The 24,167-nt window shown below is 73.8% G+C and carries 21 protein-coding genes; 7 read left to right on the top strand and 14 right to left on the bottom strand.

Annotation, left to right across the window (positions count from 1 at the left end):
* Positions 1-5: 5 nt before the first annotated feature.
* Positions 6-614 carry a response regulator transcription factor gene (locus tag ACIRR9_RS08080; protein WP_403748812.1) on the top strand — a complete coding sequence of 203 codons (609 nt, stop codon included), beginning with the start codon at positions 6-8 and terminating at the stop codon, positions 612-614.
* 111 nt (positions 615-725) lie between these two features.
* Here ACIRR9_RS08080 and ACIRR9_RS08075 read toward each other — a convergent pair whose 3' ends face one another.
* The 4 genes from ACIRR9_RS08075 to lanKC all read right to left on the bottom strand — a co-directional run bounded on the left by ACIRR9_RS08075 (position 726) and on the right by lanKC (position 7,112).
* Positions 726-2,465 carry an ATP-binding cassette domain-containing protein gene (locus ACIRR9_RS08075; RefSeq protein ID WP_403748809.1) on the bottom strand — a complete coding sequence of 580 codons (1,740 nt, stop codon included), beginning with the start codon at positions 2,463-2,465 and terminating at the stop codon, positions 726-728.
* Positions 2,462-4,261 carry an ABC transporter ATP-binding protein gene (locus ACIRR9_RS08070; protein ID WP_403748807.1) on the bottom strand — a complete coding sequence of 600 codons (1,800 nt, stop codon included), beginning with the start codon at positions 4,259-4,261 and terminating at the stop codon, positions 2,462-2,464. Before ACIRR9_RS08070 ends, ACIRR9_RS08075 begins: the two co-directional genes overlap by 4 nt.
* Before the next feature lie 85 nt (positions 4,262-4,346).
* A complete protein-coding gene (locus ACIRR9_RS08065; protein WP_123979343.1) occupies positions 4,347-4,463 on the bottom strand; it encodes a SapB/AmfS family lanthipeptide in 117 nt (38 codons plus the stop codon).
* 69 nt (positions 4,464-4,532) lie between these two features.
* On the bottom strand, positions 4,533-7,112 hold the full coding sequence (lanKC, locus tag ACIRR9_RS08060; RefSeq protein ID WP_403748804.1) for a class III lanthionine synthetase LanKC: 2,580 nt from the start codon (positions 7,110-7,112) through the stop codon (positions 4,533-4,535).
* Positions 7,113-7,308: 196 nt separating this feature from the next.
* Between lanKC and ACIRR9_RS08055 the strand changes: the two genes are divergently transcribed.
* From ACIRR9_RS08055 to rfbD, 5 genes are all read left to right on the top strand, one after another.
* Positions 7,309-9,762, top strand: coding sequence for a SpoIIE family protein phosphatase (locus ACIRR9_RS08055; protein WP_403748801.1), 2,454 nt, complete (start codon positions 7,309-7,311; stop codon positions 9,760-9,762).
* 97 nt (positions 9,763-9,859) lie between these two features.
* Positions 9,860-10,138 carry a hypothetical protein gene (locus tag ACIRR9_RS08050; RefSeq protein WP_403748798.1) on the top strand — a complete coding sequence of 93 codons (279 nt, stop codon included), beginning with the start codon at positions 9,860-9,862 and terminating at the stop codon, positions 10,136-10,138.
* A gap of 162 nt (positions 10,139-10,300) precedes the next feature.
* A complete protein-coding gene (locus tag ACIRR9_RS08045) occupies positions 10,301-11,368 on the top strand; it encodes a glucose-1-phosphate thymidylyltransferase (RefSeq protein WP_403748795.1) in 1,068 nt (355 codons plus the stop codon).
* Positions 11,365-12,363, top strand: coding sequence for a dTDP-glucose 4,6-dehydratase (gene rfbB / locus ACIRR9_RS08040; RefSeq protein WP_403748792.1), 999 nt, complete (start codon positions 11,365-11,367; stop codon positions 12,361-12,363). Before ACIRR9_RS08045 ends, rfbB begins: the two co-directional genes overlap by 4 nt.
* Positions 12,363-13,244, top strand: a complete 882-nt coding sequence (gene rfbD, locus ACIRR9_RS08035; RefSeq protein ID WP_403748790.1) for a dTDP-4-dehydrorhamnose reductase — start codon at positions 12,363-12,365, stop codon at positions 13,242-13,244. Before rfbB ends, rfbD begins: the two co-directional genes overlap by 1 nt.
* A 119-nt stretch (positions 13,245-13,363) precedes the next feature.
* Here rfbD and ACIRR9_RS08030 read toward each other — a convergent pair whose 3' ends face one another.
* From ACIRR9_RS08030 to ACIRR9_RS08020, 3 genes are read right to left on the bottom strand one after another with little or no spacing between them, the layout of a single operon-like run.
* Positions 13,364-13,948, bottom strand: coding sequence for a hydrolase (locus ACIRR9_RS08030; RefSeq protein ID WP_403748788.1), 585 nt, complete (start codon positions 13,946-13,948; stop codon positions 13,364-13,366).
* Between the two features lie 8 nt (positions 13,949-13,956).
* Entirely contained in the window at positions 13,957-15,369 is a 1,413-nt protein-coding gene (locus ACIRR9_RS08025) for an MFS transporter (RefSeq protein WP_403748785.1), read from the bottom strand.
* On the bottom strand, positions 15,366-15,803 hold the full coding sequence (locus tag ACIRR9_RS08020) for a MarR family winged helix-turn-helix transcriptional regulator (RefSeq protein WP_123979351.1): 438 nt from the start codon (positions 15,801-15,803) through the stop codon (positions 15,366-15,368). The genes ACIRR9_RS08025 and ACIRR9_RS08020 overlap by 4 nt, the downstream gene beginning before the upstream one ends.
* A gap of 99 nt (positions 15,804-15,902) precedes the next feature.
* Here ACIRR9_RS08020 and ACIRR9_RS08015 point away from each other — a divergent pair, with 99 nt between their 5' ends.
* Entirely contained in the window at positions 15,903-16,403 is a 501-nt protein-coding gene (locus ACIRR9_RS08015; RefSeq protein WP_403748783.1) for a metallophosphoesterase family protein, read from the top strand.
* Between the two features lie 187 nt (positions 16,404-16,590).
* On the opposite strand, the gene ACIRR9_RS08010 is transcribed toward ACIRR9_RS08015, so the two are convergent.
* Genes ACIRR9_RS08010 through ACIRR9_RS07980 form a run of 7 tightly spaced genes read right to left on the bottom strand, consistent with a single transcriptional unit; the run spans position 16,591 to position 24,125 of the window.
* On the bottom strand, positions 16,591-17,202 hold the full coding sequence (locus ACIRR9_RS08010; protein ID WP_403748781.1) for an SRPBCC family protein: 612 nt from the start codon (positions 17,200-17,202) through the stop codon (positions 16,591-16,593).
* A gap of 19 nt (positions 17,203-17,221) precedes the next feature.
* Entirely contained in the window at positions 17,222-18,328 is a 1,107-nt protein-coding gene (locus ACIRR9_RS08005; RefSeq protein WP_403748778.1) for an XdhC family protein, read from the bottom strand.
* Positions 18,321-19,517, bottom strand: a complete 1,197-nt coding sequence (locus ACIRR9_RS08000; protein WP_403748776.1) for a VWA domain-containing protein — start codon at positions 19,515-19,517, stop codon at positions 18,321-18,323. The genes ACIRR9_RS08005 and ACIRR9_RS08000 overlap by 8 nt, the downstream gene beginning before the upstream one ends.
* Complete coding sequence (locus ACIRR9_RS07995) at positions 19,514-20,389, bottom strand: AAA family ATPase (protein WP_403748774.1); 876 nt, start codon at positions 20,387-20,389, stop codon at positions 19,514-19,516. The genes ACIRR9_RS08000 and ACIRR9_RS07995 overlap by 4 nt, the downstream gene beginning before the upstream one ends.
* A 15-nt stretch (positions 20,390-20,404) precedes the next feature.
* On the bottom strand, positions 20,405-21,259 hold the full coding sequence (locus tag ACIRR9_RS07990) for an FAD binding domain-containing protein (protein ID WP_403748773.1): 855 nt from the start codon (positions 21,257-21,259) through the stop codon (positions 20,405-20,407).
* On the bottom strand, positions 21,256-23,628 hold the full coding sequence (locus ACIRR9_RS07985; protein WP_403748771.1) for a xanthine dehydrogenase family protein molybdopterin-binding subunit: 2,373 nt from the start codon (positions 23,626-23,628) through the stop codon (positions 21,256-21,258). Before ACIRR9_RS07985 ends, ACIRR9_RS07990 begins: the two co-directional genes overlap by 4 nt.
* Complete coding sequence (locus ACIRR9_RS07980; RefSeq protein ID WP_384562343.1) at positions 23,625-24,125, bottom strand: (2Fe-2S)-binding protein; 501 nt, start codon at positions 24,123-24,125, stop codon at positions 23,625-23,627. Before ACIRR9_RS07980 ends, ACIRR9_RS07985 begins: the two co-directional genes overlap by 4 nt.
* Positions 24,126-24,167: the final 42 nt, after the last annotated feature.

The raw sequence follows: 24,167 nt of genomic DNA, 5'->3' as shown, positions 1-24,167 counted from the left end.
CGGCGGTGATCCGGGTACTTCTGGTGCACGACGCATGTCTGGTGAGATCGGTCCTGGCGGAGTGGTTACGCCGGGAACCGGGGCTCCGCGTGTACGACACGCCGTGGCACGACGCTCGGGGGCAGGTCCGGGCGGTACGGCCGGACGTGTGCGCGGCGGACCTCGACAGCTCCGGCACCCACGGTGTGCCACCGCTGGCCGAACTGCGCCCGGCGGAGGCCGGCACGCCGTCGCCGAGGCTGGTGGTGCTTGCCGGTGCGAACAGACCCGGGCTGCTGAAGCGGGCGGCCGAGGCGGGGGCGCTGGGTTACGTCGACAAGGAGGGCGCGCCGGAACGGCTGGTGCGGGCGATCCGGCGCGCTGCCGAGGGGGAACGTTTCGTCGACGACTCCCTGGGCTTCGGTTTCCTCAAGGCCGCCGAGATCCCGTTCACCCGACGGGAGTTGAGCGTGCTGGAGCTGGCGGCCGGCGGGGCGTCGATCGCGGAGATCGCCGGGAGCCTGCACCTGTCCCACGGGACGGTGCGCAACTACATGGCGGCGATCACCCGCAAGACCGGCGCCCGCAATCGCGTCGACGCGATCCGCATCTCACAGGGCGAAGGGTGGTTGTGATGCGGCCGGGCTCGTGGTGGTGGGGGGAGGAGGCGCGGCGGGTGGCGTGCGGCGAGTGGATGTGACACGGCCGGTGTGGTCGGATGAGGGTGGGTGTGGTGTGGCTGGTCCTCAACGGGCGGCTGGTGGGTGTGACGGTGCCGCCAAGTCCTGGTAGAGCGTGCAGGTGCGCAGCAGGTCCTGGTGGGTGCCGTAGGCCGTGCGGGGGCCGTCCAGCACCAGGATCCGCTGGGCGCGGCCGGCGGAGGCGATCCGGTGCGCGACGACCACCAGCGTGCCGCCCGGCCGTGCGGCGAAGGCGCGCTCCGCGTGGGCCTCGGCCTCCGCGTCGAGATGGCAGGTGGCCTCGTCGAGCAGGGCGAGCGGCGCGGGGGAGAGATACGCGCGGGTGAGCGCGATCAGCTGGCGCTCGCCGGCCGACAGCGCCGCGGGGCGCACCGGGGCGTCCGGCCCGCCCAGCCGCTCCAGGAGCGGGGCGAGCCCGACCGCCGCGGCGGCGGCCAGCAGCTCGGGCTCCGGGACGGGGGCCGGCCGCAGCAGTCCGAGGTTCTCGGCGAGGGTGCCCGTGCTGACGTACGCCTCCTGCGGGATCAGCACCCGCAGCCCGGCCGCCCGCGCCCCCGGCACGGGGTGCCCGTACACCCGGATCTGGCCGTGCGCCGGGGCCAGCAGCCCGGCGGCCACCGCGGTGAGCGTCGACTTGCCGATCCCGCTCGGCCCCACGACGGCGAGGTGACCGCCCTGTGGGACACACAGGTCGAGGCCGTCGAGGACGGGGGCGCTCGCGGGTCCGTAGGCGAAGGACACGGCGGCGAGGGCGAGGGCAGGGACACCGACGTCCGGGCGTCGCCCGGGGACCTTGCGGGGTGTGGTGGACCTGGGGGTGTCCGGGGTCTCGCCAGGTGTGCCGGTGCCGGTGCCGGGGTTCGGGGGCGGGCGCAGTCTGCGCAGGACGACCGTGAGGCGGGCGCCGCTGGTGCCGAGGCCGTGCACCAGGTTCTGCAGGGCGGGGAGCAGGGACTGGGTGATGTAGGCGAGCGCGCCGACCAGGGCACCGGCGGTGACGCCGTGGGCGAGCAGCCAGGGGGCGGTGGCGAGCAGCAGCACCAGGGGCAGTTGGCCGCCGACGCCCAGGGCCGCCACCCGTACGACGCTCCAGCGGGCCAGCGCCCGGGCGGCCCGGAACTCGGCGTCGACGCGCTCCCCGGCACGTGTGCAGGCGTACTGCTCGGCGCCCGCCGCCGTGACGTCCCGCAGCCCCGGGCACATCTCGCCCAGTTCTCCCGCGAGGGCCTCGTCGGCGACGAGGAAGGCCTGCTGCCGACGGGCCAGCGGGCGCAGGGTCGCCGCGAAGAGGCCGAGCCCCGCGAGCAGCGGGGGTACGACGACCAGCAGCAGCGGGGGCGCGAGGGTGCACAGCCCGGCGAGGGCACCGCCGACCGCGAACACGAAGGAGCGGGACACCATCACCAGCCCGGCGAGGGTGTCCCGGGCGATCTCCACCTGCTGGGTCAGCCCGGAGAGCGCTGCCCGGTCCGCCTCCCGCACCCCACGCGCGACCACCCCCGACACCAGCCGGTCCCGCACCGGTTCGACCAGGTCGGCGACCACGCCGTACACCCGCCGGGTCCCGTATGCCCCGAGGACCACGCCGCCCCCGGCCGCCGCGAGCCACAGCAGCCCCGCCCGGACGTTCCCGGCCAGGAACCCGACGTCGAGCGCGCGGGCCAGGGCGTATCCGAGGAGAAAGGTCTGCCCGGCCTCCAGCAGAGACCAGCCCGCGAGCCGCGCCGACACCGGCCATCCAGCCCGCAGCAACCCCATGGCCCGCCGCCGGGCCCGGCTCGTCACCGTGTCCTCCGTTCCGTCGCCGCCGACCGCGACACGTCAGCGGCCTGCGTCGGCAGGGCGCCTGCCGCGCCCTTGCTCGCGTCGGGTGTCGCCTCGGCGGCCGGGGCGAGCGCGCCCGCGTCCCCGAACACCGCCCGGTACCCCGCGTCGCGCCACAGCTCCGCATGGGTCCCCACCGCCCGGACCCGCCCCCCGTCGAGCCATGCCACCGCGTCGGTCCTGGCCGCCGTGGTCGCGCGGTGGGCGACGATCAGGCGGGTCGGGCCGGGGCCGGACAACAGGGACTCGGTGATGTGGTGTTCGGTGACCGTGTCCAGGCTGGAGAGGGCGTCGTCGAGGATCAGCAGCCGGCCCGGGTGGGCGAAGGCGCGGGCGAGACCGAGACGCTGGGACTCGCCGCCGGAGCGCGGGGCGTCGGCGATGCGGGTCGCGTAGCCGTCGGGCAGGCGGCGGATGTACGCGTCGGCCCGGGCCCTGCGGGCGGCGGCACGGATCTCGGCGGGGGAGGGGGCGGCGAGCCCGAGGGCGACGGTGTCCTCGACGGTCGTACCGAGGAGGGCCGGGCGGGCGAAGGCGTAGGTGACGGCCCGGCGCAGGTCGTCGTGGCGGAGGGCGGGCAGCGGAACGCCGTCCAGCAGGACCTCCCCGCTGTCCGGGTCGGTCAGGCGGCCGGCGAGTTCGGCCAGCAGGGACTTGCCCGAACCCGAACGGCCGACGACGGCGAGGGCGGTGCCACCGGGAACGGTCAGGTCGAGGCCGTCGAGCACCGCGCGCCCGCCCCGGTGGGCCGCGACCCCGCGCAGTTCCAGGCGGCCGGGGCCCGGCGGGAGCGGTTGGGTGCCATGGGAGGGTGCGGGGTACGACACGACCTCGGCGAGGCGCGCCGCGGACGCGCGGGCCCGCGTGAGAGCCGCGAGCTGTCCGACCAGCACGCCGACGCCGGTCGCGAGGACCGCGTAGCGGGAGGCGGCCAGGACCTCGCCGACCGAGATCCGGTGGCGGGCGAGCAGCAGACCGGCCACCGCCATGACGCCGAGCTGGAGCAGCGGGCCCACCATGACCGCCTGGGCGGCGGCCCGGCCCTGCACCCGCCACATCCGGCGCCCGGCGCGGGCGAGTTCGGGCAGCGGGCGCAGGATCCGGGCCGTCTCCCGGTCCTGGAGGCCCGCCGCCGCGATGGTCCGGTGGCCGTCGACCGCCTCCGCCAGCGCGCTCGCGATCCGGCCCTGCACCTGCTGGTACTCCGTCACGCACGCCGAGGTGTCCCGGGTGAACGCCCGCAGCAGCAGGGCGAGTACGGGCGCCCCGGCGAGGAACACGGCCGCCAGCCAGGGGTCGATGAGACCGAGTGCGACCACGCCCCCGACCGGACCGGCGAGCGCGGCGAGCAGCGCGGCGAGCGCGGCAGGCCCGGTCCCGGCCTGGGCCGCGTTCCCGACCAGCCGGGCGACCAGGTCCCCGGCGCCGAACCGGGCCCCCGCGCGCGGCCCGAGGGCCAGTACATGCCCCGTGACCCGCTTGCGCAGTACGGCCGTTGCACGCGCGTCGACGGTCCCGGCGACGACGCTCGCGCAGCCGTCCAGCACGGCGAGCAGCAGCACGATTCCCGCCGCCCGCAACACCCAGCCGGCCGCCGGGGCGCCCGCCAGCAGCAGGTCCAGCGCGCGGCCCAGTACGGCGGGCAGCAGCAGCCCCGCCGCCGTGGCGGCCGTACTCACCAGGCACAGGGCGGCGCAGCGCACCCCGGCGTGGCGCAGGGCGGTGCGCATCGGATCACGGTGCGGAGGCGGGGTCATCGTGGCAGCCCTCGTATCGGCGAAGGCCCCGGACGGGCCCCCTCCCGAAGGAGAGGGCCGCCCGGAGCCCGGTTCGCGGTGCCGGTCAGAGACAGAGCAGGATGCTCGCCGCCGACACGCACGACAGCAGGCTCACCGTGCTGGCGCCGCCTCCGTCGTGACGCTCTTCGGACTCCATCGTCTGCAGGTCGAGAAGTGCCATGTCTTGTCCTTTCCGGGGACCGAGCGGTCCCCCCGGTGTTGTCGGGGACGGGGTTGCGTCACGGCTCCTTCAGAGTGCGGAGCCGTGTTCGGGGGCCGCCGGTGGCGGCGGGAGGAACGGCAGGTGGGCGGCGCGGTCGCCGTCGAGGGCGGCCGTCAGCGCGAGCAGACACCCGGCGGTGCCGGTGCCGAGGTCCATGGAGAGCCGCATCATCTGGTGCCCGGGGAAGGCGAGTTGGCCCTGGTAGGCCATCGCGAACCAGCCGAGCCCGTCGACCTGGGCGGCGATCCTGTCCGGGTCGGCGCCGGTGCGGGCGAGGTGCAGGATCATCCCGGCGCGGCCCTGGAACAGGCCCGGCTGAGCGTAGAAGCGTGAGGTGGCGGCGGTCAGGATCGCGGCGCGGGCGCGCTCGAAGGCGCCGGTCCCGTCGGTGCCGTGCGCCAGCCAGTCGTCGAGGACCAGCCCGATCCCCGCACTGCCGTCGCCGAGGTACGGCAGGGTGCGCCAGCCCTCGTCGACCTCCAGACCGCCGCCCCGCTGCACCACACAGCGGTCCAGGTCCCGGCGCAGCGCCTGGCCGGCCGCCGTCAACAGCCGGGCCTCGCCGGTCCGTTCGTATCGCCGCAGCAGGAACAGCGCGGGCCCGGTCGCACCCCGCAGCAGCCCGGCGCGCCGCCGGGGCGTGTCCGGGAGCGGTTCGGCGAGACGCCGTACGACGATCTCCGCGGCCTCCGCGGCCCGCTCCCGCAGCGCTGTCTCACCGGTCGAGTCGGCGAGCGCGTCGAGGACCAGGCCGAGGCCCGCCAGGCCGCCGTGCAGGTCGGACGAGAGGTTGCGCCAGTTCTCCCGGAGGATGCCCGACACGAGGTCCAGCGCGCGTTGCCGGTGGCCGAGTCCGGCCAGGACGTGGGCGACGCCCGCGAGACCGTCGTACAGACCGAGCGGGGTACCGGGCGGCGGCGGTGCCGTGTGGTCGAGCAGCCAGCGCTCGCCCTCCTCGTGCCGTCCGGCGCCGGACCGGTCCAGGGCGTACAGCACCCCGGCCGCACCGTGCGCGAGGCCCAGACCGCCGCCGTCGCCGAACTGGGCGATGTCACCGGGGAAGAGCCGGTCGTCGCGCTCGGGGGTGGCGGAGGCGAGGATCGCCTTCACCATCGAGTCCCGGCTGTGCGGCCAGTCCGCCGGCACGACCGGGCGCGCGGCCGGGGTGCCCCGGGTGATCTCCGCGACCGCCTCGTCCAGGAACGCCCATGGCACGTCCGGGAACTGACCGGCTATCACGTCCGCCAGGTGGGCGGCCTTGCCCCGGTCGACGACGAACAGCGTGGTCACCGGCAGGAAGAGGGCCAGGCGCAGACAGGCCAGCGCGTAGCGGTCGACCTCCACGCCTCTGCGGTCGGGCGGGGCGAAGAAGCCCGGGTGGGCGACCACTTGACGGCCGTTCTCCGCGACGGGGGCGGCCGCCTCGAAGTCGACGAGGAACACCGACTCCTCGTCCGGGGCCACCATGATGTTGAAGGCATGCAGGTCGTTGAAGACGATCCCGCGTGCGTGGACGGCCTCGACGGCCCGCTCCACCGCCCGGTGGATTCGCAGCGCCCAGTCGGTGTAGTCCCGTACCGCCCCCGGGTCCGGGTCCGGGGTGAGCAGCGGATGCCGTTGTGCGAAGAAGGCGTTGAGCGGGCGCCCCTCCAGGAAGTCCGTCACCAGGAACCGGTGGTCCCCGAGGGTGAACCAGTCCCGCACCTCGGGCACCACGCCGGTGCCGGCCACCGCCTCAAGTGCCGCCTTCTCCCTGGCCAGTCGGGCGACGGCGTCGGCGCCGTCGGCCGCGAGCCCCGCGTGCGGCCGCCCCTCCTTGAGCACCACCCGCCGCCCGTCCCGCGTGTCGGTCCCGGCGTAGACCCCGCCGCCGTTGGAGAAGTGCAGCGCCTTCTCGATCCGGTACGGCAGGTCGCCCACCGTCGTGGCGTCCCGCGCCGCCAGCTGCGGCCGCAGGAACTCGGGGAGCGTCACCCACTCCGGGACCTGGAAGGAGGGCGCCCGCCGGTCCGGCACCAGCCTCCCCGCGCCGTCCCGCACCGCCGTCACCAGCGAACCGCGCTCGTCCACCACGTAGGAGCGGGCGAACGCGCCGTAGCGCACGTACAGCGGACCGTCGTTCCATCGCAGGTCGGTGAGGATGTACGGTCCCTCGAAACCCTCCAGGAGCGCGCCCAGTTCGCGCAGCACCTCCTGCAGCCGGCCCTCGTCGGACGGGTAGACCGTGACGAACTTGCCGCTGGTGTCGCGGCCCGCGTACTTGGCGTTGCGCAGGTGCAGCAGATGCGGTCCGGGCACGAACTTGAACGGGATGCGGCGCGGCACGCAGTAGTCCCACACGACCGCCGCGATCCGCTCCGCGTTCGCCCGGGTCGCCGAGGAGTGGATCTTCCAGCCCTGGGCCGGTGAGGGCAGCGGCGCGCCGTCCGCGCCGAGCGGGGTCATGGTCAGCCAGTCGCCGGACCGTGCCGCGTGCCAGCCCTCCGGCACCGCGCGACGCGCCGTGGCGAACAGGGGCTCCGACTGCGCCCCGCCCGACCCGAGCCGGTCGGGCGTGTCGTAGAACTGCCCGTCGGCGAGCGCGTACACCTCGTACCGCCTGTCCATCCCGTCCCCCTCCGTGGCCAGGTCCCGACACTCCCAGGCGCCGAACGGCCGCGGACAGTCATGTCTGTCATGAGATCGCCGTGCGGAACCCACGGGTCAAGACATGTTCGGTTCCTTTCGAGCGCATCGACCTTTGGACCTCCACGGAACGGTCACAGGGGCTGCGCATACGCGTCATAAGCGCTGTAATGGCGGCGTGGTCAGTGAGGGCGCTGCGGTACGCGGAACGAGAACGGATCGCGCCGAAATCGCCCTCGAAACGCTCACGGGCGATCCCGGCGCACCCGACTGGCTCCGTCGCGTCCTCGAACAGGCGCTGGTGTTCGCGGGCGCGGCGTTCGCCGGTGTGTACACGCCCGGGGACGACGGGGCCGTGTTCTGCCTCGCCGAGTCGGCCGGCCTGCCCCGCACCCTGTACGGGCTGCGGGACTCCTATCCGGCCGTGGGGCGCTCCTCGGTCGCAGAGGTGTACGGCACCGGGCGGCCCGTCTGGCTCGGCCCCGAGGAGCTGGCCGACTGCCCGGACGCGCGGCGGACCCCGGCCCAGGAGTTCTCGCTGGCCGTCCTGCCGGTGCCCGGCCGTGCCGGACTCCTGGTCGCCGTCAGCGAGCGGGACGACGGATTCGGCCCCGAGGACCGCGCCTGCCTGCACCTGGTCGCCGACGCGATCGCCCTGCCCGCCCCGTTCTCCGGCCCCACCGACACCGGTGAGCTGCCCGCCGACGCGTTCAGCCTCGCCATGGACACCGGCCGGATCGAGGTCGGCAACAGCATCCTGGACCTCTTCGGCATGGAGCGGGACGAGTTCGACGGCAAGGTCGAGACGCTGCTGGGCCGTACCGTGCCCGAGGACGTGCCCGCACTGATGTCCGTCGTCGAGGCCGACCACATGTCCATCGGCGACCGTGAGCTGGAGTTCCGGATCCTGCAGCCCTCCGGCGCGCCCAGATGGCTGCGGCTGCGCGGCCGTCTGATGCCCGGCGGCGAGGGCCGCCCGGCCCGGCTGGCCGGCACCGTCGCCGACGCCTCCACGCTCCGCTCGGACGTCACCGACGTGGCCCGTGTGCAGCGGCTCGCCGCCGCCCTGGCCACCGCTCTCACGGTCAAGGACGTCAGCCAGGCCGTCGTCACCGCACTGCGCGGGCCGCTCAAGGCCGACCGGATCGCGCTCGCGGAACTGGAGAACGACCGTCTCGTGGTCACCGTCCTGGAGCCGCCCGACGCCGAGTCCTGGCCCGAACTGTGGCGCACCGAATGGCGCACCGAGTGGCCCGACGCGCCCGTACGCGCCATGCCCACCCTCGCCGCTGCCCTGCGGGACGGCCGGGTGCAGATCTGGCCCGCCCAGAGCGCCCTGGAACCCGCCCTCGCCGAGGTCGGCCCCGGCGGCCTCGCCGTCCTCCCGCTGCCCGCGGGCGGCCGGATGGCCGGCGCCTGCCTGATCGGCTGGGACAGCCCGTACGACTTCGGCCCCGACGACCGCGCCCTGCTCACCGCCTCCGCGGGCCTGGCCGGCGAGGCCCTGATGCGCGCCCACGCCTTCGACGCCGAACACGAACTCGTCGGCATGCTCCAGCGTGCCCTGCTGCCCCGTCGGCTGCCCACGCTGCCCGGCGCGGTCGCCGTCGCCCGCTATCTGCCCACCACCGAGGGGCTGGAGGTCGGCGGCGACTGGTACGACGTGATCCCCCTGCCCGAGAACCACGTCGCCCTGGTCATCGGCGACGTCCAGGGCCACAGTGCGGCCGCCGCCACCCTGATGGGCCAGATGCGCACCGCGCTGCGCGCCTACGCCGCCGAGGGCCACACCCCCGACGTGGTGGTGTCGCACGCCAACCGTCTCCTCATGGACATGGAGAGCGACCTCTTCGCCACCTGCTGCTACGTGGACGTCGACATGGAGGACGGCACCGCGTGGTGCGTCCGCGCCGGGCATCTGCCGCCGGTCCTGCGTCACCCGGACGGCTCCACGGAGATCGCCGAGACCGAGGGCGGCCCCCCGCTCGGTGTGCTCGGCCAGGCCGACTTCCCCATGACCCAGCTCAGCCTGCGCCCCGGCACCCTGCTCGCGCTCACCACCGACGGCCTGGTCGAGTCCCCGGGTGAGGACATCGACGACGGCATGGCGCGCTTCGCCCGCGACCTCGCCGTCTCCGACCCCGCCCACCTCGGTCTGGTCGCCGACGCCCTGCTCGGCAACGCCCACCGCGCCGACGACGTCGCCCTGCTGCTGATGCGCTACGACGGCATGGCCGTACGGCCGCTGCGCGAGAGCTGGACGGTGTGGCGGGTCCCGGAGGCCGCCCGGCACGCCCGCCGGTTCAGCAAGCGCACCCTGCGCTCCTGGGGCGTCACCGACGACGCCATGGACACCGCCCTGCTGATCGTCTCCGAACTCGTCACCAACGCCCTCATCCACACCGAGGGCCCGGTCCGGCTCGATCTGACCCAGGTCGACCACCGGCTGAGGATCGCCGTCGCCGACGCCTCGCCGCGCAGCCCGGTGAAACCTCCGAACATCGGCTGGGAGGCCACGGGTGGCCGCGGCATCCTCCTCGTCGAGGCCATGTCGGCCGCCTGGGGGACCGTGCCGGTCAGCGGCGGCAAGCAGGTGTGGGCGGACCTGGTCGAGGACGCCGAGGAGGACTGAGGGCGGCTGAGGGCGGCTGAGCCGGTCGAGCGCCACACGGGTGCATGTGCGGCCGTCTCGGGAGGCGGTGCGGGCCGAGGCTTCTTAGGGTCTTGACGTGGCACACACCTTCGAAGAACTGGTGGCGAAGCACCGCGCCGCCGACGCGGCCCACGAAAAGGTCCTGGAGCTGCGGGACGCCTACGGCCCCCCGGCCCAGCAGCAGGAGCCGGGCGGCGCCCAGTCGGAGACCTACGAGACCGCCCTGCGCGCCTGGCGCGACCTCGCCCGCGACGAACTGACCGCGGTGAACGAGTACGCCCGTGACGAGGGCCGCCCCCGGTCCGAGATCGAGGCGGAGGTGGAGCGTGCCGCGGCCTGGCCGGAGGACTCCTGAACCGCGGCCGCGCGGGCGCCGAATTCATCGGACATAACGGGCGGGATGCCGGTACGAGGCACCTCGTGGTCACATGCCATCCGCACCAGGGCCATACTGTCGTAACCAGTCGTGAAAACAGAAGAACGTCTAAATCAGATGTTCACCTATAAGGTGTAGTGAATGAAGGCTTTGGTGCTCTCCGGCGGTGCCGGAACCCGGCTGCGGCCGATCACCCACACATCGGCGAAGCAGCTCGTGCCGGTGGCGAACAAACCCGTGCTGTTCTACGGGCTCGAATCTCTTGCCGCCGCGGGCGTCACCGAGGTCGGGATGATCGTCGGCGACACCGCCGCCGAGATCGAGGAAGCGGTCGGCGACGGGTCGAAGTTCGGCCTGCGCGTCACCTACATCCCCCAGGAGCACCCGCTGGGACTCGCCCACGCGGTGCTCATCGCGCGCGAGTTCCTCGGTGACGACGACTTCGTGATGTACCTCGGCGACAACTTCATCGTCGGCGGCATCAGCGGACTCGTCGACGAGTTCCGCGAGACCCGTCCCGACGCCCAGATCCTCCTCACCCACGTGCCCAACCCGCGGGCCTTCGGTGTCGCCGAGCTGGACGCCGACGGCCAGGTGGTCGGCCTGGAGGAGAAGCCGCAGGAGCCCAAGAGCGACCTCGCCCTGGTCGGCGTCTACCTCTTCACGCCCGCCATCCACGACGCCGTGCGCGCCATCAAGCCGTCCTGGCGCGGCGAGCTGGAGATCACCCACGCCATCCAGCACCTCATCGACCAGCGCGCCGACGTGCGCTCCTCGGTGATCAAGGGCTACTGGAAGGACACCGGCAACGTCGTCGACATGCTGGAGGTCAACCGGACCGTCCTGGAGAGCCAGGAGCCGCGCATCGACGGCGAGGTCGACGAGGCCAGCCAGATCGTCGGCCGCGTGGTCGTCGAGCCCGGTGCGCGCGTCACGGGTTCCCGGATCGTCGGACCGGTCGTGATCGGTGCCGGTACTGTCGTCAGCGACTCGTACGTGGGCCCCTTCACGTCGGTCGCGGAGAACTGCCGGATCACGGACAGTGAGCTGGAGTTCTCCATAGTGCTGCGGGACTCCTCCATCGACGGGGTGGGCAGGATCGAGTCCTCGCTGATCGGCCGGCACGTCGAGGTGACCCCGGCACCCGGCACCCCCAGCGCCCACCGCCTCGTTCTCGGAGACCACAGCAAGGTGCAGATCCGTTCATGAATCTCCTCGTCACCGGCGCGGCCGGCTTCATCGGCTCCACGTACGTCCGCGGCCTGCTCGCCGCCGACGGCCCCGACGCGCCGCACATCACCGTGCTGGACAAGCTCACCTACGCGGGCACGCTGACGAACCTGCCCGCGGAGCACCCCCGGCTGACCTTCGTCCAGGGTGACATCTGCGACGCCGAGCTGGTCGACAAGCTCATGGCGGACGCCGACCAGGTCGTGCACTTCGCCGCCGAGTCGCACGTCGACCGCTCCATCGACGGTGCGGGCGCGTTCGTGCGCACCAACGTGGTCGGCACCCAGACCCTCCTGGACGCGGCTCTGCGCCACGGCGTCGGCCCGTTCGTGCACGTCTCCACCGACGAGGTCTACGGCTCCATCGAGACCGGTTCCTGGCCCGAGAGCCACCCGCTCCAGCCGAACTCGCCGTACTCCGCCTCCAAGGCCTCCTCGGACCTGCTGGCGCTGGCCTTCCACCGCACCCACGGCATGGACGTCCGCGTCACCCGCTGCTCCAACAACTACGGGCCGCACCAGTTCCCCGAGAAGGTCATCCCGCTCTTCGTGAGCAACCTCCTCGACGGCAAGAACGTCCCGCTCTACGGCGACGGCAGCAACGTCCGCGACTGGCTGCACGTCGAGGACCACTGCCAGGGCATCGACCTGGTCCGCACCGGCGGCCGCTCCGGTGAGGTCTACAACATCGGCGGCGGCACCGAGCTCAGCAACAAGGAGCTCACCGGGCTGCTGCTCGAAGCGTGCGGCGCCGACTGGGAGCGCGTGGACCGGGTCGCTGACCGCAAGGGCCACGACCAGCGCTACTCGGTCGACTGGAGCAAGATCCACAACGAGCTGGGGTACACCCCCAAGCACGACTTCACCTCCGGCCTCGCCGACACCGTCGCCTGGTACCGCGACAACCGGGACTGGTGGGAGCCGCTGAAGGAGCGCGCCGCCCTGGAGTCGCGCAAGGAGCAGGGGAAGCACTGATGAAGTGGCTCGTCGCCGGAGCGGGCGGAATGCTCGGCCACGACGTGGTCGAGGAGCTCACCCGCCGGGGTGAGGAGGTCGTGGCCCTCGGCCGCGCCGACCTCGACATCACGAGCGCCGACTCGGTGGAGTCGGCGCTCGCCGGGCACGCGCCCGACCTGGTGGTCAACTGCGCCGCGTACACGGCCGTCGACGACGCCGAGTCCGACGAGGAGCGGGCCCTGCTGATCAACGGCGAGGGCCCGCGCCTGCTGGCCCGCGCCGCGGCCCGGCACGGCGCCCGTCTCGTCCACGTCTCCACGGACTACGTCTTCGACGGCGAGGCCCGCACCAGCCCGTACCCGGAGGACCACCCCACCGCCCCGCGCACCGCCTACGGGCGGACCAAGCTCGCGGGCGAGCGGGCCGTCCTGGCGGAGCTCCCGGGTGCGAGCGCGGTCGTCCGCACGGCCTGGCTGTACGGCACGCACGGGAAGAATTTCGTGCGCACGATGATCGAGCTGGAGTCCCGCCGGGACACCCTCGACGTCGTCGACGACCAGCGCGGACAGCCCACCTGGAGCGCCGACCTGGCCGCCCGGATCGCCGACCTCGGCCCCCGCCTCGGGCGGGACGAGAACGCGCACGGTGTCTTCCACGGCACCGACTCCGGCGCGGCCACCTGGTGCGAGCTGGCCCGGGAGGTCTTCCGGCTGCTCGGCGCCGACCCGGAGCGGGTGCGCCCCACCACCAGCGAGGCGTTCGTCCGCCCGGCCCCCCGCCCCGCCTACAGCGCCCTCGGGCACGACCGGTGGTCACAGGTCGGCCTGGAGCCGCTGCGGGACTGGCGGGAGGCCCTGCGGGAGGCGCTGCCGCTGATCCGCAAGGAGATGTCCGCCTAGGGCTCACCCAGGGCGCGACGTACCCAACCGCCGCAGGGCGGCCGACGGCTCACCGAGCTCGTCGGCCGCCCTGCGGCGTTTCGCGGCACACCGGGGCTCGCCGATCCTCGTGGCGGAGCTCAGCCGTGGGTCTTGGCGAGCAGTTCCAGGACCTCCGCCGTGGTGCCGGACTCGCCGAGGCGCGGGAAGATCCGCTCGACACTGCCGCGGTGCGCCTCGGGGTCGGCGTCGGCCATGGCGTCGGTGGCGAGCGTGACGTGGTAGCCGTGGGCGTAGGCGTCACGGGCGGTGGACTCCACACCGATGCTGGTGGCGATGCCGGTCAGCACGATCTGGGTGATGCCGCGGCGGCGCAGCTGGACGTCGAGGTCGGTGCCGTGGAAGGCGCTCCAGTTGTGCTTGGTGACGTGGATGTCGCCGTCGTGGCCGGACAGCTCGTCGACGACGACGTCCCAGCCCGCCGGGAAGGAGAGGCCGCGCGCCTGGCGCTCGGTGCGGCCGGGGACGGCGTCGGCGAAGTCGGCCGCGAAGGAGACCCGGACCAGGACCACGGGCAGCTCCTGGGCGCGGAAGGCGTCGGCGAGTTCGGCCGTGCGGGCCACCACCTCGGCGCCGGTGTACGGCTGGGTGGGCATGGCCACGATGCCCTGCTGGAGGTCGATGACGACAAGGGCGGTACGCGGGTCGAGGGTGCTCAGAGACATGGGGTGGATCAGGCCTTTCCGGAGGCTTGACGGGGTTGGGGGGTGAGCCGGGCCAGGGAGCGGTCCGGCAGCGTGATCGCCAGCAGCAGTGCGGAGCCGGCGAGCATGAACAGGGCCAGGCCGTGCAGCCCGCCCGTGTCGGCGCGGTGCGGGAAGAACGCCGCGGTGGCGGCGGAGGCGCCCAGCGCGCCGAGGTACATGAAGGTGCGCAGCAGCCCGGCGGCGGAGCCGATGCGCTCCGGGTCGGCCTGCCGGTACAGCGCGGTCTGCCCGGCGAGCCCGAGCAGACCCTGCGGTACGCCCAGCAGCGCGCCGACCGCGAGCAGCAGCCACACCGGGCTGCCCGCGCCGACCGGCAGCAGGGCCGCGCAGCCGGCGATCTGCAGCGCGGAGCCGACGAGCAGCTTGCCGCGCACCGCCTCACGGCGTCCGGTGAGCGTGGAGACGGTGAGCGCGGCGACCGACAGCGGCAGCAGCGCGAGTCCTGCGGTGGAGGCGCTGAGCCCGCGGCCCTGCTCCAGCCACTGCGTGTAGCCGTACAGGAAGGCGTACGAGGTGGTGTACGCGAGGAGCTGGCGCAGATAGGTCAGGATGAGCGGGACGTTGCCGCCCAGGACGCGCAGGTCGACGAACGGGTCCGCCACCCGCAGCTCCCGGACCGTGAAGACGGCGGCCGCGACGAGGGTCAGGACCGGCAGGTACCAGCGGTCCGGCCGCGGGTCCATCAGGAACAGCATCAGGGAGACCAGCAGGACGGCGAACAGGGCCATCCCCGGCAGGTCCATGCTCTGGCGCCGGTGCGAGGTCTTCGTCCGCGGCAGCCGCTTGACGCCGAGGACCAGGCAGGCCGCGGACAGGGGCACGTTGAGGGTGAACACCAGGTGCCAGCCACCGGCACCGATCAGCAGCCCGCCGAGCGTGGGCCCGATCACGGCCACGGTCTGGCCGGACACGGCGAGCGCGGTCAGTACCCCGGCCGGGCTGTCCTGCCCGGTGCGCTCGGCCTCGCTCCGGGTCAGCCGCATCGCCGCCGGATACGCCGCCGACGTGCCGAACCCGAGCAGTACCCGGGCCGCGATCAGCACGCCCAGCGAGGGCGCCAGCGCGCCCATCAGACCCGCGATGCCCACCAGTCCCGTGCCGACGAGGTAGAGCCGGCGCGGCCCGTACATGTCCACGAGCCGCCCGATCACCGGCTGGCCCACGGCGGTCGCCAGGTACAACGCGGTGACCAGCCACACCGTCTCGGCGGGCGGGGCCCCGAAGGCGATGCCGATCGGCACCAGGGCCACCGCGATCATCGAGGAGTTGATCGGGTTCAGCACGGACCCCAGGACCATCGGCGCGATCAGCCGCCGGTCGAACCCGGCGGGGGCCGTGCGGGTGGCCTCGCGGGCGTGTCCGGTGAGCCTCGGTATCACGGGCGCGACAGCCGTTCCAGCAGCTCGATCGCGGTGACGAGGGTCTGCCGTTCCTCCTCGGTGTACCGCTCCTGGAAGGCGCGGGCCAGCCACTCGTCGCGTGCCTGCCGGTTCCCCTCGACACGCGCCTGGCCCGCCTCGGTCAGGGTGACAAGCTGGCGACGGCCGTCGGTCGGGTCGGGACTGCGGCGGATCAGCCCCTGCTGGTCCAGCGCGGCCAGAGTGGCGGCCATCGACTGCGGCCGCACCCCTTCGGCGGAGGCCAGCGCGCTGGCCGTGGCCGCGCCGTGCTTCGACACCAGGGTGAGCGCCGACTCCTGCGACGGGGTGAGGTCCGCGTCCCGGGCGACCTCCCGGATACGGCGGCGCAGCCTGCTGAACATCACGCGCAGGTCGCGCGCGGCGCGGGTCGCGGAATCGGTGATCTCTGCCATGCGGTCCACTCTAGAACCGTCAGTGGAAACTGTCCAGGTGCAACTGTTAAGTTCGAACTGAAGATCTCGTAAGAGGCGGCGGCTGGCTACGCTGGCCGGGTGCGCCTCCTCCTGACCTCCGACACGCACCTGCCCGCGCGGGCCAGACGGCTCCCGGACCAGCTCCTCGCCGAACTCCCGCGCGCGGACGTCGTGCTCCACGCCGGCGACTGGATCGACGAGGCCACCCTCGACCTGCTGGAGAGCCACAGCCGCCGGCTGATCGGGGTGTACGGCAACAACGACGGCCCCGGCCTGCGCGCCCGCCTCCCCGAGGTCGCGTACGCCGACCTGGGCGGCCTGCGCTTCGGGGTGATCCACGAGACGGGTCCCGCCCAGGGCCGCGAGGCCCGCTGCGCCGCCCGCTTCCCCGACCTGGACGTCCTGGTCTTCGGGCACAGCCACATCCCCTGGGACACCACGGCACCGGGCGGCCTGCGGCTGCTCAACCCCGGCTCGCCCACCGACCGGCGGCGCCAGCCGTACTGCACCTACCTGACCGCGACCGCCGCCGACGGTTCGCTCATGGAGGTGACGCTGCACCGGCTGCCGCTGCGCTGACCGGGGCCGCGTGCGGCGGTGCTGGGACGCCTGGTCGTCTGCGAGGGGTTGTCCGTCGGCGGGTGCGGGTGGTTCGTGGCTGGTCGCGCCCACGCGGCGCAGCCGCATATCAGACACGGCCCCGCGCCCCCAGGGGGTTGCTGCCGCCGGTGCTGGCCGGTTCGCCTCGTCCCTCGGGGAGTTGCCGTCATCGGTGTCGTCCGGTGCGCCTCCTTCGCTGTAGCCGTGCCGTCAGCCAGGCGAGCAGGGCCACCGCCAGCAGGGCGGCCGCCCGTTTGGCCACCGGCAGGCCCGCCGTGCGCAGCAGGTCGAGGGGCTCTGGCTCCTCCTCGTCGAGGACAGGCTCGTCCTGCGGTCGCTCGGTCAGCCGTTCCGCCAGGCACGCCGCGAACTGGCCCACCAGCCGGTCGCCCACCTCCGCCAGCACCCCGCGGCCGAACTGGGCGGGACGTCCGGTCACCGTCAGGTCGGTGCGGACCGACACCGCCGTACCGCCGTCGCGTTCGGCGAGGGTGGCGGTGACCGTCGCCCTGGCCGTGCCCTGGCCCCGGGTCTCCCGGCCGCTCGCCGCCAGGACGATCCGGTGTGCCGGCTCGTCCTGCTCCTCGAAGACCGCGGTGCCCCGGTAGGTCACGGTGACCGGGCCGACCTTGACCTTCACCGAGCCGGTCACGGTCTTGCCGTCGTACTCCTCCACGACCGCGCCGGGCAGGCAGGGCGCGACCCGTTCGATGTCGAGGAGCGCCCGCCAGGCGTCGTCGACCGGCACGGGGACGGTGAACTCGTGGTGCAGCTCCATGGCTTGCTCCTCCTCGCACTCAGGGCGCGACCGGGTGGTGGATGGCCCCGGCGGTCTTGGCCAAGGGCGTACCGCTGCCGCCCCAGCGCAGGGCGACGATCTCGGCGGCGACGGACACCGCGACCTCCTCCGGAGTGCGGGCGCCGAGGTCGAGGCCGAGGGGCGAGCGCAGCCGGGCCAGCTCGGCCTCGGTGAGACCGGCCCCGGCCAGCCGGGCGCGCCGCTCGTCGTGGGTACGGCGGCTGCCCATCGCCCCGATGTAGGCGGCCGGCCGGCGCAGCGCCTCCTCCAGCAGCGGCACGTCGAACTTGGGGTCGTGGGTCAGGACGCAGATCACCGTGCGGTCGTCGGTCTCCGTGCCGCTCAGGTAGCGGTGCGGCCAGTCGACGACGACCTCGACGCCGGCCGGGAACCGCTTGGGCGTGGCGAAGACCGGGCGGGCGTCGCACACGGTGACCCGGTAGCCGAGGAAGTCGCCGATCCGGGCCACCGCGGCCGCGTAGTCGATGGCCCCGAAGACCAGCATGCGGGGCGGCGGCGCGAATGACTGGAGGAAGACGGTGACCGCGTCCTCACGGCGTTCCCCGTGCGGGCCGTAGTGCCGTAGGACCGAGGCGCCGAGCGCGAGTTCGCCGCGTGCGTCGGCGGTGACCGCGACATCGAGCCCGGCCGTGCCGAGGGTGCCGGCCTCGGTGTCCGGCCAGACGGCCAGTGCGGCCCCGCGGGGGGCGGGCCCGTCGACCACCGTGGCGACGGTCACCGGCTCGCCCTCGGCGACGGACGCGGCGACCGCGCCGAACACCGGGTCCGACGCCGCCGTGACCGGCCGCACCAGCAGCGTGATCTCGCCGCCGCAGGTCAGCCCGACCGCGAACGCGTCCTCGTCGCTGTAGCCGAACGTCGCCAGCCGCGCTTCCCCGCTCGCCACCACCTCCTGCGCGAGCTCGAACACCGCCCCCTCCACACAGCCGCCGGAGACACTGCCCACGACCTCGTCGTCGCCCCCCACCGCCATGGCGGCGCCCGGTTCGCGCGGTGCGCTGCGGCTGACCGAGACGACCGTGGCCAGCCCGAACGGGACCCGGTCCGCATACCAGCGCGCCAGCGCCGGGAGGATCTCACGCACGCTCCGCTCCTCTCGCCCGCCCCGCGGCGAACCCGTCGGCCTCCGCCCCGCGCACCACCGCCGCCAGCCGCTCCAGCGCCGCCAGGCTGTGCCCCTCGACGAACGCGTCCACGCTGGGCAGCGCCGCCGCCATCCCGGCCGCCAGCGGTGCGTAACCCGGACGTGCCTTGCGCGGGTTGGCCCAGATCACCCGGTGCGCGAGGCCGTGCAGCCGGCGCATCTGCGCACCGAGCAGCTCCGGATCGTCCCGTTCCCAGCCGTCCGAGAGCAGGACGACGACGGCGCCGCGCGCCATGCCGCGCTGTCCCCAGCGGTTCAGGAACTCCCGCAGCAGCTCGCCGAGCCGGGTGCCGCCGCGCCAGTCCGGCACCGCCGCCGCCAGCGCCGCCATCGCCAGGTCGGGGTCCCGGTGCGAGAGCTCACGGGTCACCCGGGTCAGCCGGGTGCCGATGGTGAACACCTCCGTCCGGCCGCCGCGCACCGCGGCAGCCGCGAACCGCAGCAGCGCGTCGGCGTACGGTGCCATCGAGCCGCTCACGTCCACGAGCAGCACGACCCGGCGCGGCCGCGCCACGCGCGCACGGCGCCGCAGCAGGGCCGGTTCCCCGCCGCGCCGCAGCAACTCCCGTACGGTGCGGCGCGGGTCGACGTCCCCGCGCCTGGCGGGCCGCCGCCGGGCGGAGCGCCGGGTCTGCCCGGACAGCGCGAACGCGGCCAGCAGCCGGTTGAGCTGGGCACGCTCCGCGGCATCCAGCGCGCCGACGTCACGGTGCCGCAGCACCTCGGTGGCGCTGGCGAGCGCGGCCGTCGGCGGCCCGGTCCGCTCGCCCTCGTTCCGGGAACGGCTCCCGGCCGGGGTGTCCCGCGCGACGAACCGCAGCCGGGGCGCGGGAGCGCGCCGCGCCGGCTGCCGGGCGGGCCCGTCCGACGGCCCGAAGTAGGCGGCGAAGACCCGCTCGTACCGCTCCAGGTCGTCGTGGCCTCCGCACAGCGTCGCCCGCCCCGCCCAGTACACGTCGGCACGCACCCCGGGCCGCAGCACCTCCACCGAGCGCAGGAAGGCGTACGCCCGCTGGGCGCTCGCCTCGACCCCCGCCGCCCGCAGCGCCCGGACGAACCCGAGCAGCACGGCGTCCGCCTGCGCCGTCCCCGCGGGGCCCCGCTCTCCCGCCCCGGCCACGGCGGTCACGCTCCCCGGCTCGCCAGGACCGCCGCCAGATCGAGGCCCCGTGCCCGGTCCGCGTCCTCCCGGTACTTCAGCACCGAGCCCAGCGTCTGCACGGCCAGCTCCGCGTCCACCTCGGTCGCGCCCAGCGCGTCCAGGGCCTCGGCCCAGTCGATGGTCTCGGCCACACCCGGCGGCTTGAGCAGGTCGGCGCCGCGCAGTGCCTGGACCAGCGCGGTGACCTGTTCGGCGAGCCGCGCCGACACCCGCGGCAACCGGGTGCGCACGATGGCCAGTTCGCGGGCGAAGGAGGGATGGTCGAACCAGTGGTAGAGGCAGCGCCGTTTCAGGGCGTCGTGCACCTCCCGGGTCCGGTTCGAGGTGAGCACGACCACCGGCGGCACCTCCGCCCGCAGCGTGCCCAGTTCGGGGATGGTGACCGAGTACTCGGAGAGCAGCTCCAGCAGGAACGCCTCGAACTCGTCGTCGGCCCGGTCGATCTCGTCGACCAGCAGGACCGACGGCTGCGTCTGCAGGGCCTGCAGCAGCGGCCGGGCGATCAGGAAGCGCCGGTCGTACAGCTCGCTCTCCAGGCGGTCGGCGTCGTTCACCCCGGCCGCCTCGGCGGCCCTCAGATGCAGCAGCTGGCGCGGGAAGTCCCAGTCGTACAGGGCCTGGGAGGCGTCGATGCCCTCATGGCACTGGAGCCGGATCAGCGGTGCGCCGAGCGCCCCGGCCAGGGCGGAGGCGAGCGCGGTCTTGCCCACGCCCGCGTCGCCCTCGCAGAATAGCGGCCGGTGCAGTCTCAGTGCCAGGAAGCAGGTGACGGCCAGCCCTTCGTCGACGAGGTACCCCGTCTCCTCCAAGCGGGCCCGCACCTGATCCGGGTCGTGCATGCGGGTGATCGGCGCTCACCCCATTCCGCCGGCCGCCAGCACCGCCCGCCGGGTCAGCACCCGTGCCAGGTGCTCCCGGTACTCGGACGAGGCCGACAGGTCCTGGGACGGCCGGGTGCCCTCGGCCGCCGCCTCTGCCGCCCGCGCGACGGCCTCGGGGCCGTCGGCACCCGCGAGGGCCTGCTCGGCGGCCGTGGCCCGCAGCGGGGTCGAGCCCATGTTGGTGAGCCCGATACGCGCCTCGGCGACATGCCCGTCGGCACGCCGGACCAGCGCCGCCACGCCGACGATCGCCCAGGCCTGCGCGACCCGCTGGAACTTCTCGTAGTGGAAGCCCCAGCCCTCCGTCTTCGGGATCCGCACCTCCACCAGCAGTTCGTCGGGCGACAGGGCGGACTGGAGATAGTCCAGGAAGAACTCCCGCGCCGGGATGGTGCGTTTGCCGCCCGGGCCGACCGCGACCAGTTCGGCGTCGAGGGCGAGGGCCACGGCAGGCAGGTCTCCCGCCGGGTCGGCGTGCGCGAGGGAGCCGCCGAGGGTGCCGCGATGGCGTACGGCGGGGTCGGCGACCGTGGCCGTGGCGGCCGCCAGCAGCCCGGCGTACCGGCGCACCAACGGGTCGTGGATGACGTCGTGATGCGTGGTCAGCGCACCGATGGCGAGCGCCTCGCCGTCCTCGCGGACCCCGCGCAGCTCCGGGATCCGCCCGACGTCCACGACCAGTTCGGGGAAGGCGAGCCGCAGCCGCAGCAACGGCAGCAGGCTCTGCCCGCCGGCCAGCACCTTCGCCTCCTCGCCCGCGTCGGCGAGCGCGCGCACCGCCTCGTCGACGCTCGCCGGACGGGCGTACTCGAATGCCGGGGGAATCATGCCGACGCCTCCTTCACCGCTCGCCACACCCGTTCCGGTGTGCAGGGCATCCGCACGTCCGTCACGCCCAGCGGACGCAGCGCGTCCACCACGGCGTTGACCACCGCCGGCGTCGACGCGATCGTCCCGGCCTCGCCGACCCCCTTGACGCCCATGGCGTTCGAGGACGCCGGGGTCTCCGTCCGGTCGGTGACGAAGTCCGGCAGATCCGCCGCCGACGGCACCAGGTAGTCGGCCATGGTGCCGGAGACGAGGTTGCCCTCGTCGTCGTACACGGCCTCCTCGTAGAGCGCCTGGGCGATGCCCTGCGCGAGGCCGCCGTGCACCTGGCCCTCGACGATCATCGGGTTGACGACATGGCCGACGTCGTCGACGCAGACGTACGACCTGATCCGCGTCCGCCCTGTCTCCGTGTCCACCTCGACCGCGCACAGGTGGGTGCCGTGCGGGTAGGAGAAGTTCTCCGGGTCGACCACGGTCTCGGCGTTGATGGACGGTTCGACGCCGTCGGGCAGGTCGTGGCTGGTGAACGCCTCGAAGGCGATCTCCTGGATGGTCTTGCGCGCCTCGGGCGAGCCCTTCACGGAGAACACGCCGTCCGTGAATTCCAGGTCCTGCTCGCTAGCCTCCAGCAGATGCGCGGCGACCTTGCGGGCCTTGGCGACCACCTTCGTCGCCGCCCGGTGCACGGCCTCGCCGCCGACCGCCAGCGACCGCGAGCCGTAGGTGTCCATGCCCTGCGGGGCGGCCCTGGTGTCGCCGTGCACCACCTCGACGTCGTCGAACGGCACCCCCAGCACGTCGGCCGCGATCTGGCTCCAGCAGGTCACATGCCCCTGCCCGTGCGGGCTGGTGCCGGTGACCACCTCGACCTTGCCGGTGGGCAGCATCCGGATGCTCGCCGCCTCCCAGCCGCCGGCCGCGTACCTGAGGTCCCGCAGCACCCGGCTGGGAGCGAGGCCGCACATCTCCGTGAAGGTCGACACGCCGATGCCGAGGCGTACGGTGTCACCGCGCTCGTTGCGCTTCCGCTGCTCGGCGCGCAGGTCGTCGTACCCGAACAGGGCGAGGGCCTTGCCGGTGGCCGCCTCGTAGTTGCCGCTGTCGTAGGTCAGCCCGGCGATGGTGGTGTACGGGAACTCCTCGTGCCGGATCCAGTTCCGGCGCCGCAACTCCACCGGGTCCAGGCCGAGTTCGGCGGCCAGCTCGTCCATGATCCGCTCGATGGCGAAGGTCGCCTCCGGGCGGCCGGCACCGCGGTAGGCGTCGGTGGGGGTACAGGTGGTGAAGACGCCCGTGCAGGTGAAATCGTAGGCGTCCATCTTGTAGATCCCCGGGTACATGAAGGCGCCGAGGATCGGGATGCCCGGGGTGACCAGCATCAGATAGGCGCCCATGTCGGCGAGCAGATCAACCTTCAGGCCGAGCAGCTTCCCCTCGCGGGTGGCGGCGATCTCGACGTCCTGGATCATGCCGCGGCCGTGGTGGGTGGCCAGGTAGCCCTCGGAGCGGGACTCGGTCCACTTCACCGGGCGGCCCAGCCTGCGGGCGACCGCGAGGGCGAGGGCCTCCTCGCCGTACACCTGGAGCTTGGAGCCGAAGCCGCCGCCCACGTCGGGGGCGATCACCCGGAGCTTCTGCTCGGGGATCCCGGTGACCGTGGCCAGCATGATCCGCAGGATGTGCGGGATCTGGGTCGACGAGTAGACCGTGTACTCGCCGGAGGCGGCGATCGGCGTCACCACGACCGCGCGCGGCTCCATGGCGTTGGGGATCAGCCGCTGCTGGTGGTAGCGGCGCCTGAGCGTGACCTCGGCGCGCTGCCGTACCGAATCGAAGTTCTCGCCGGTGGCGAGCGGCCAGGTGTAGCAGCGGTTGGTGCCCTTGTCGGAGTGGACCAGCGGGGCACCGTCGGCGAGCGCGGCCTCCAGGTCGAGGACCGGGGGCAGCGGGTCGTAGTCGACCTCGATCGCCTCCAGCGCGTCGGCGGCCGCGTACCGGTCGCGGGCGACCACGACGGCCACCGGGTCGCCGGCGTAGCGGACCTCGTCGACGGAGATGGGCGGGTGGTCCGGCAGGACGATGTCCTCGGTCACCGGCCAGGCGCAGGGCAGCGAGCCCAGCCCCTCGGCGAGGTCGGCGCCGCTGAACGCGGCGACCACACCGGGGCGTTCGAGGGCGGGGGAGACGTCGATGCGGGTGATGCGGGCGTGCGCCATCGGGCTGCGCAGCACGGCCAGCTGGAGCAGTCCGGCGACCTGGATGTTGTCGGTCCAGTTGGTCTGGCCGGTGATCAGCCGGGCGTCCTCCTTGCGCAGCCGGGCGCGGCCGACCTCGTGTTCGACATGGTGGACGGCCTGGTCGGTCATGCCGTGGCCTCCTCGGGTACGGGGTGCCTGGCGGTGTCCTGCTGTCCGGCGGCGGCCAGCACCGCGCGGACGATGTTCTGGTAGCCGGTGCACCGGCACAGATTGCCCTCCAGGGCCTCCCGCACCTCGTCGGAGGTGGGGTGCGGGTTCTCGCGCAGCAGATCCCGCGCGGCCATGATCATCCCGGGGGTGCAGTAGCCGCACTGCAGACCGTGCCGCTCGTGGAACGCGTGCTGGAGCGCGGTCCACTCGCCGTCCTTCGCCAGCCCCTGGACGGTGGTCACCGTGGAGCCGTCCGCCTGTACGGCGAGGACCGAGCAGCTCTTGACGGTCGCCCCGTCCAGTTCGACCGTGCACGCACCGCAGTTCGAGGTGTCGCAGCCGATCGGGGTGCCGGTCAGACCGAGACGGTCGCGAAGGTAGTGGGCCAGCAGCAGACGGGGTTCCACCTCGTCCTCGTAGGGCGTGCCGTCCACGTTCACCTTGATGTGGGTCATATGCCCTCCAGGCCGTGCGGCCGCGAATGAGGAAAACAAGGC

Origin of the sequence: Streptomyces sp. NPDC101234, from assembly GCF_044767525.1 — a bacterium.
Classification (GTDB): Bacteria; Actinomycetota; Actinomycetes; order Streptomycetales; family Streptomycetaceae; genus Streptomyces; species Streptomyces sasae.
Note: the sequence above shows the minus strand (reverse complement) of the source record. Positions and strands in the feature narration are given on the sequence as shown.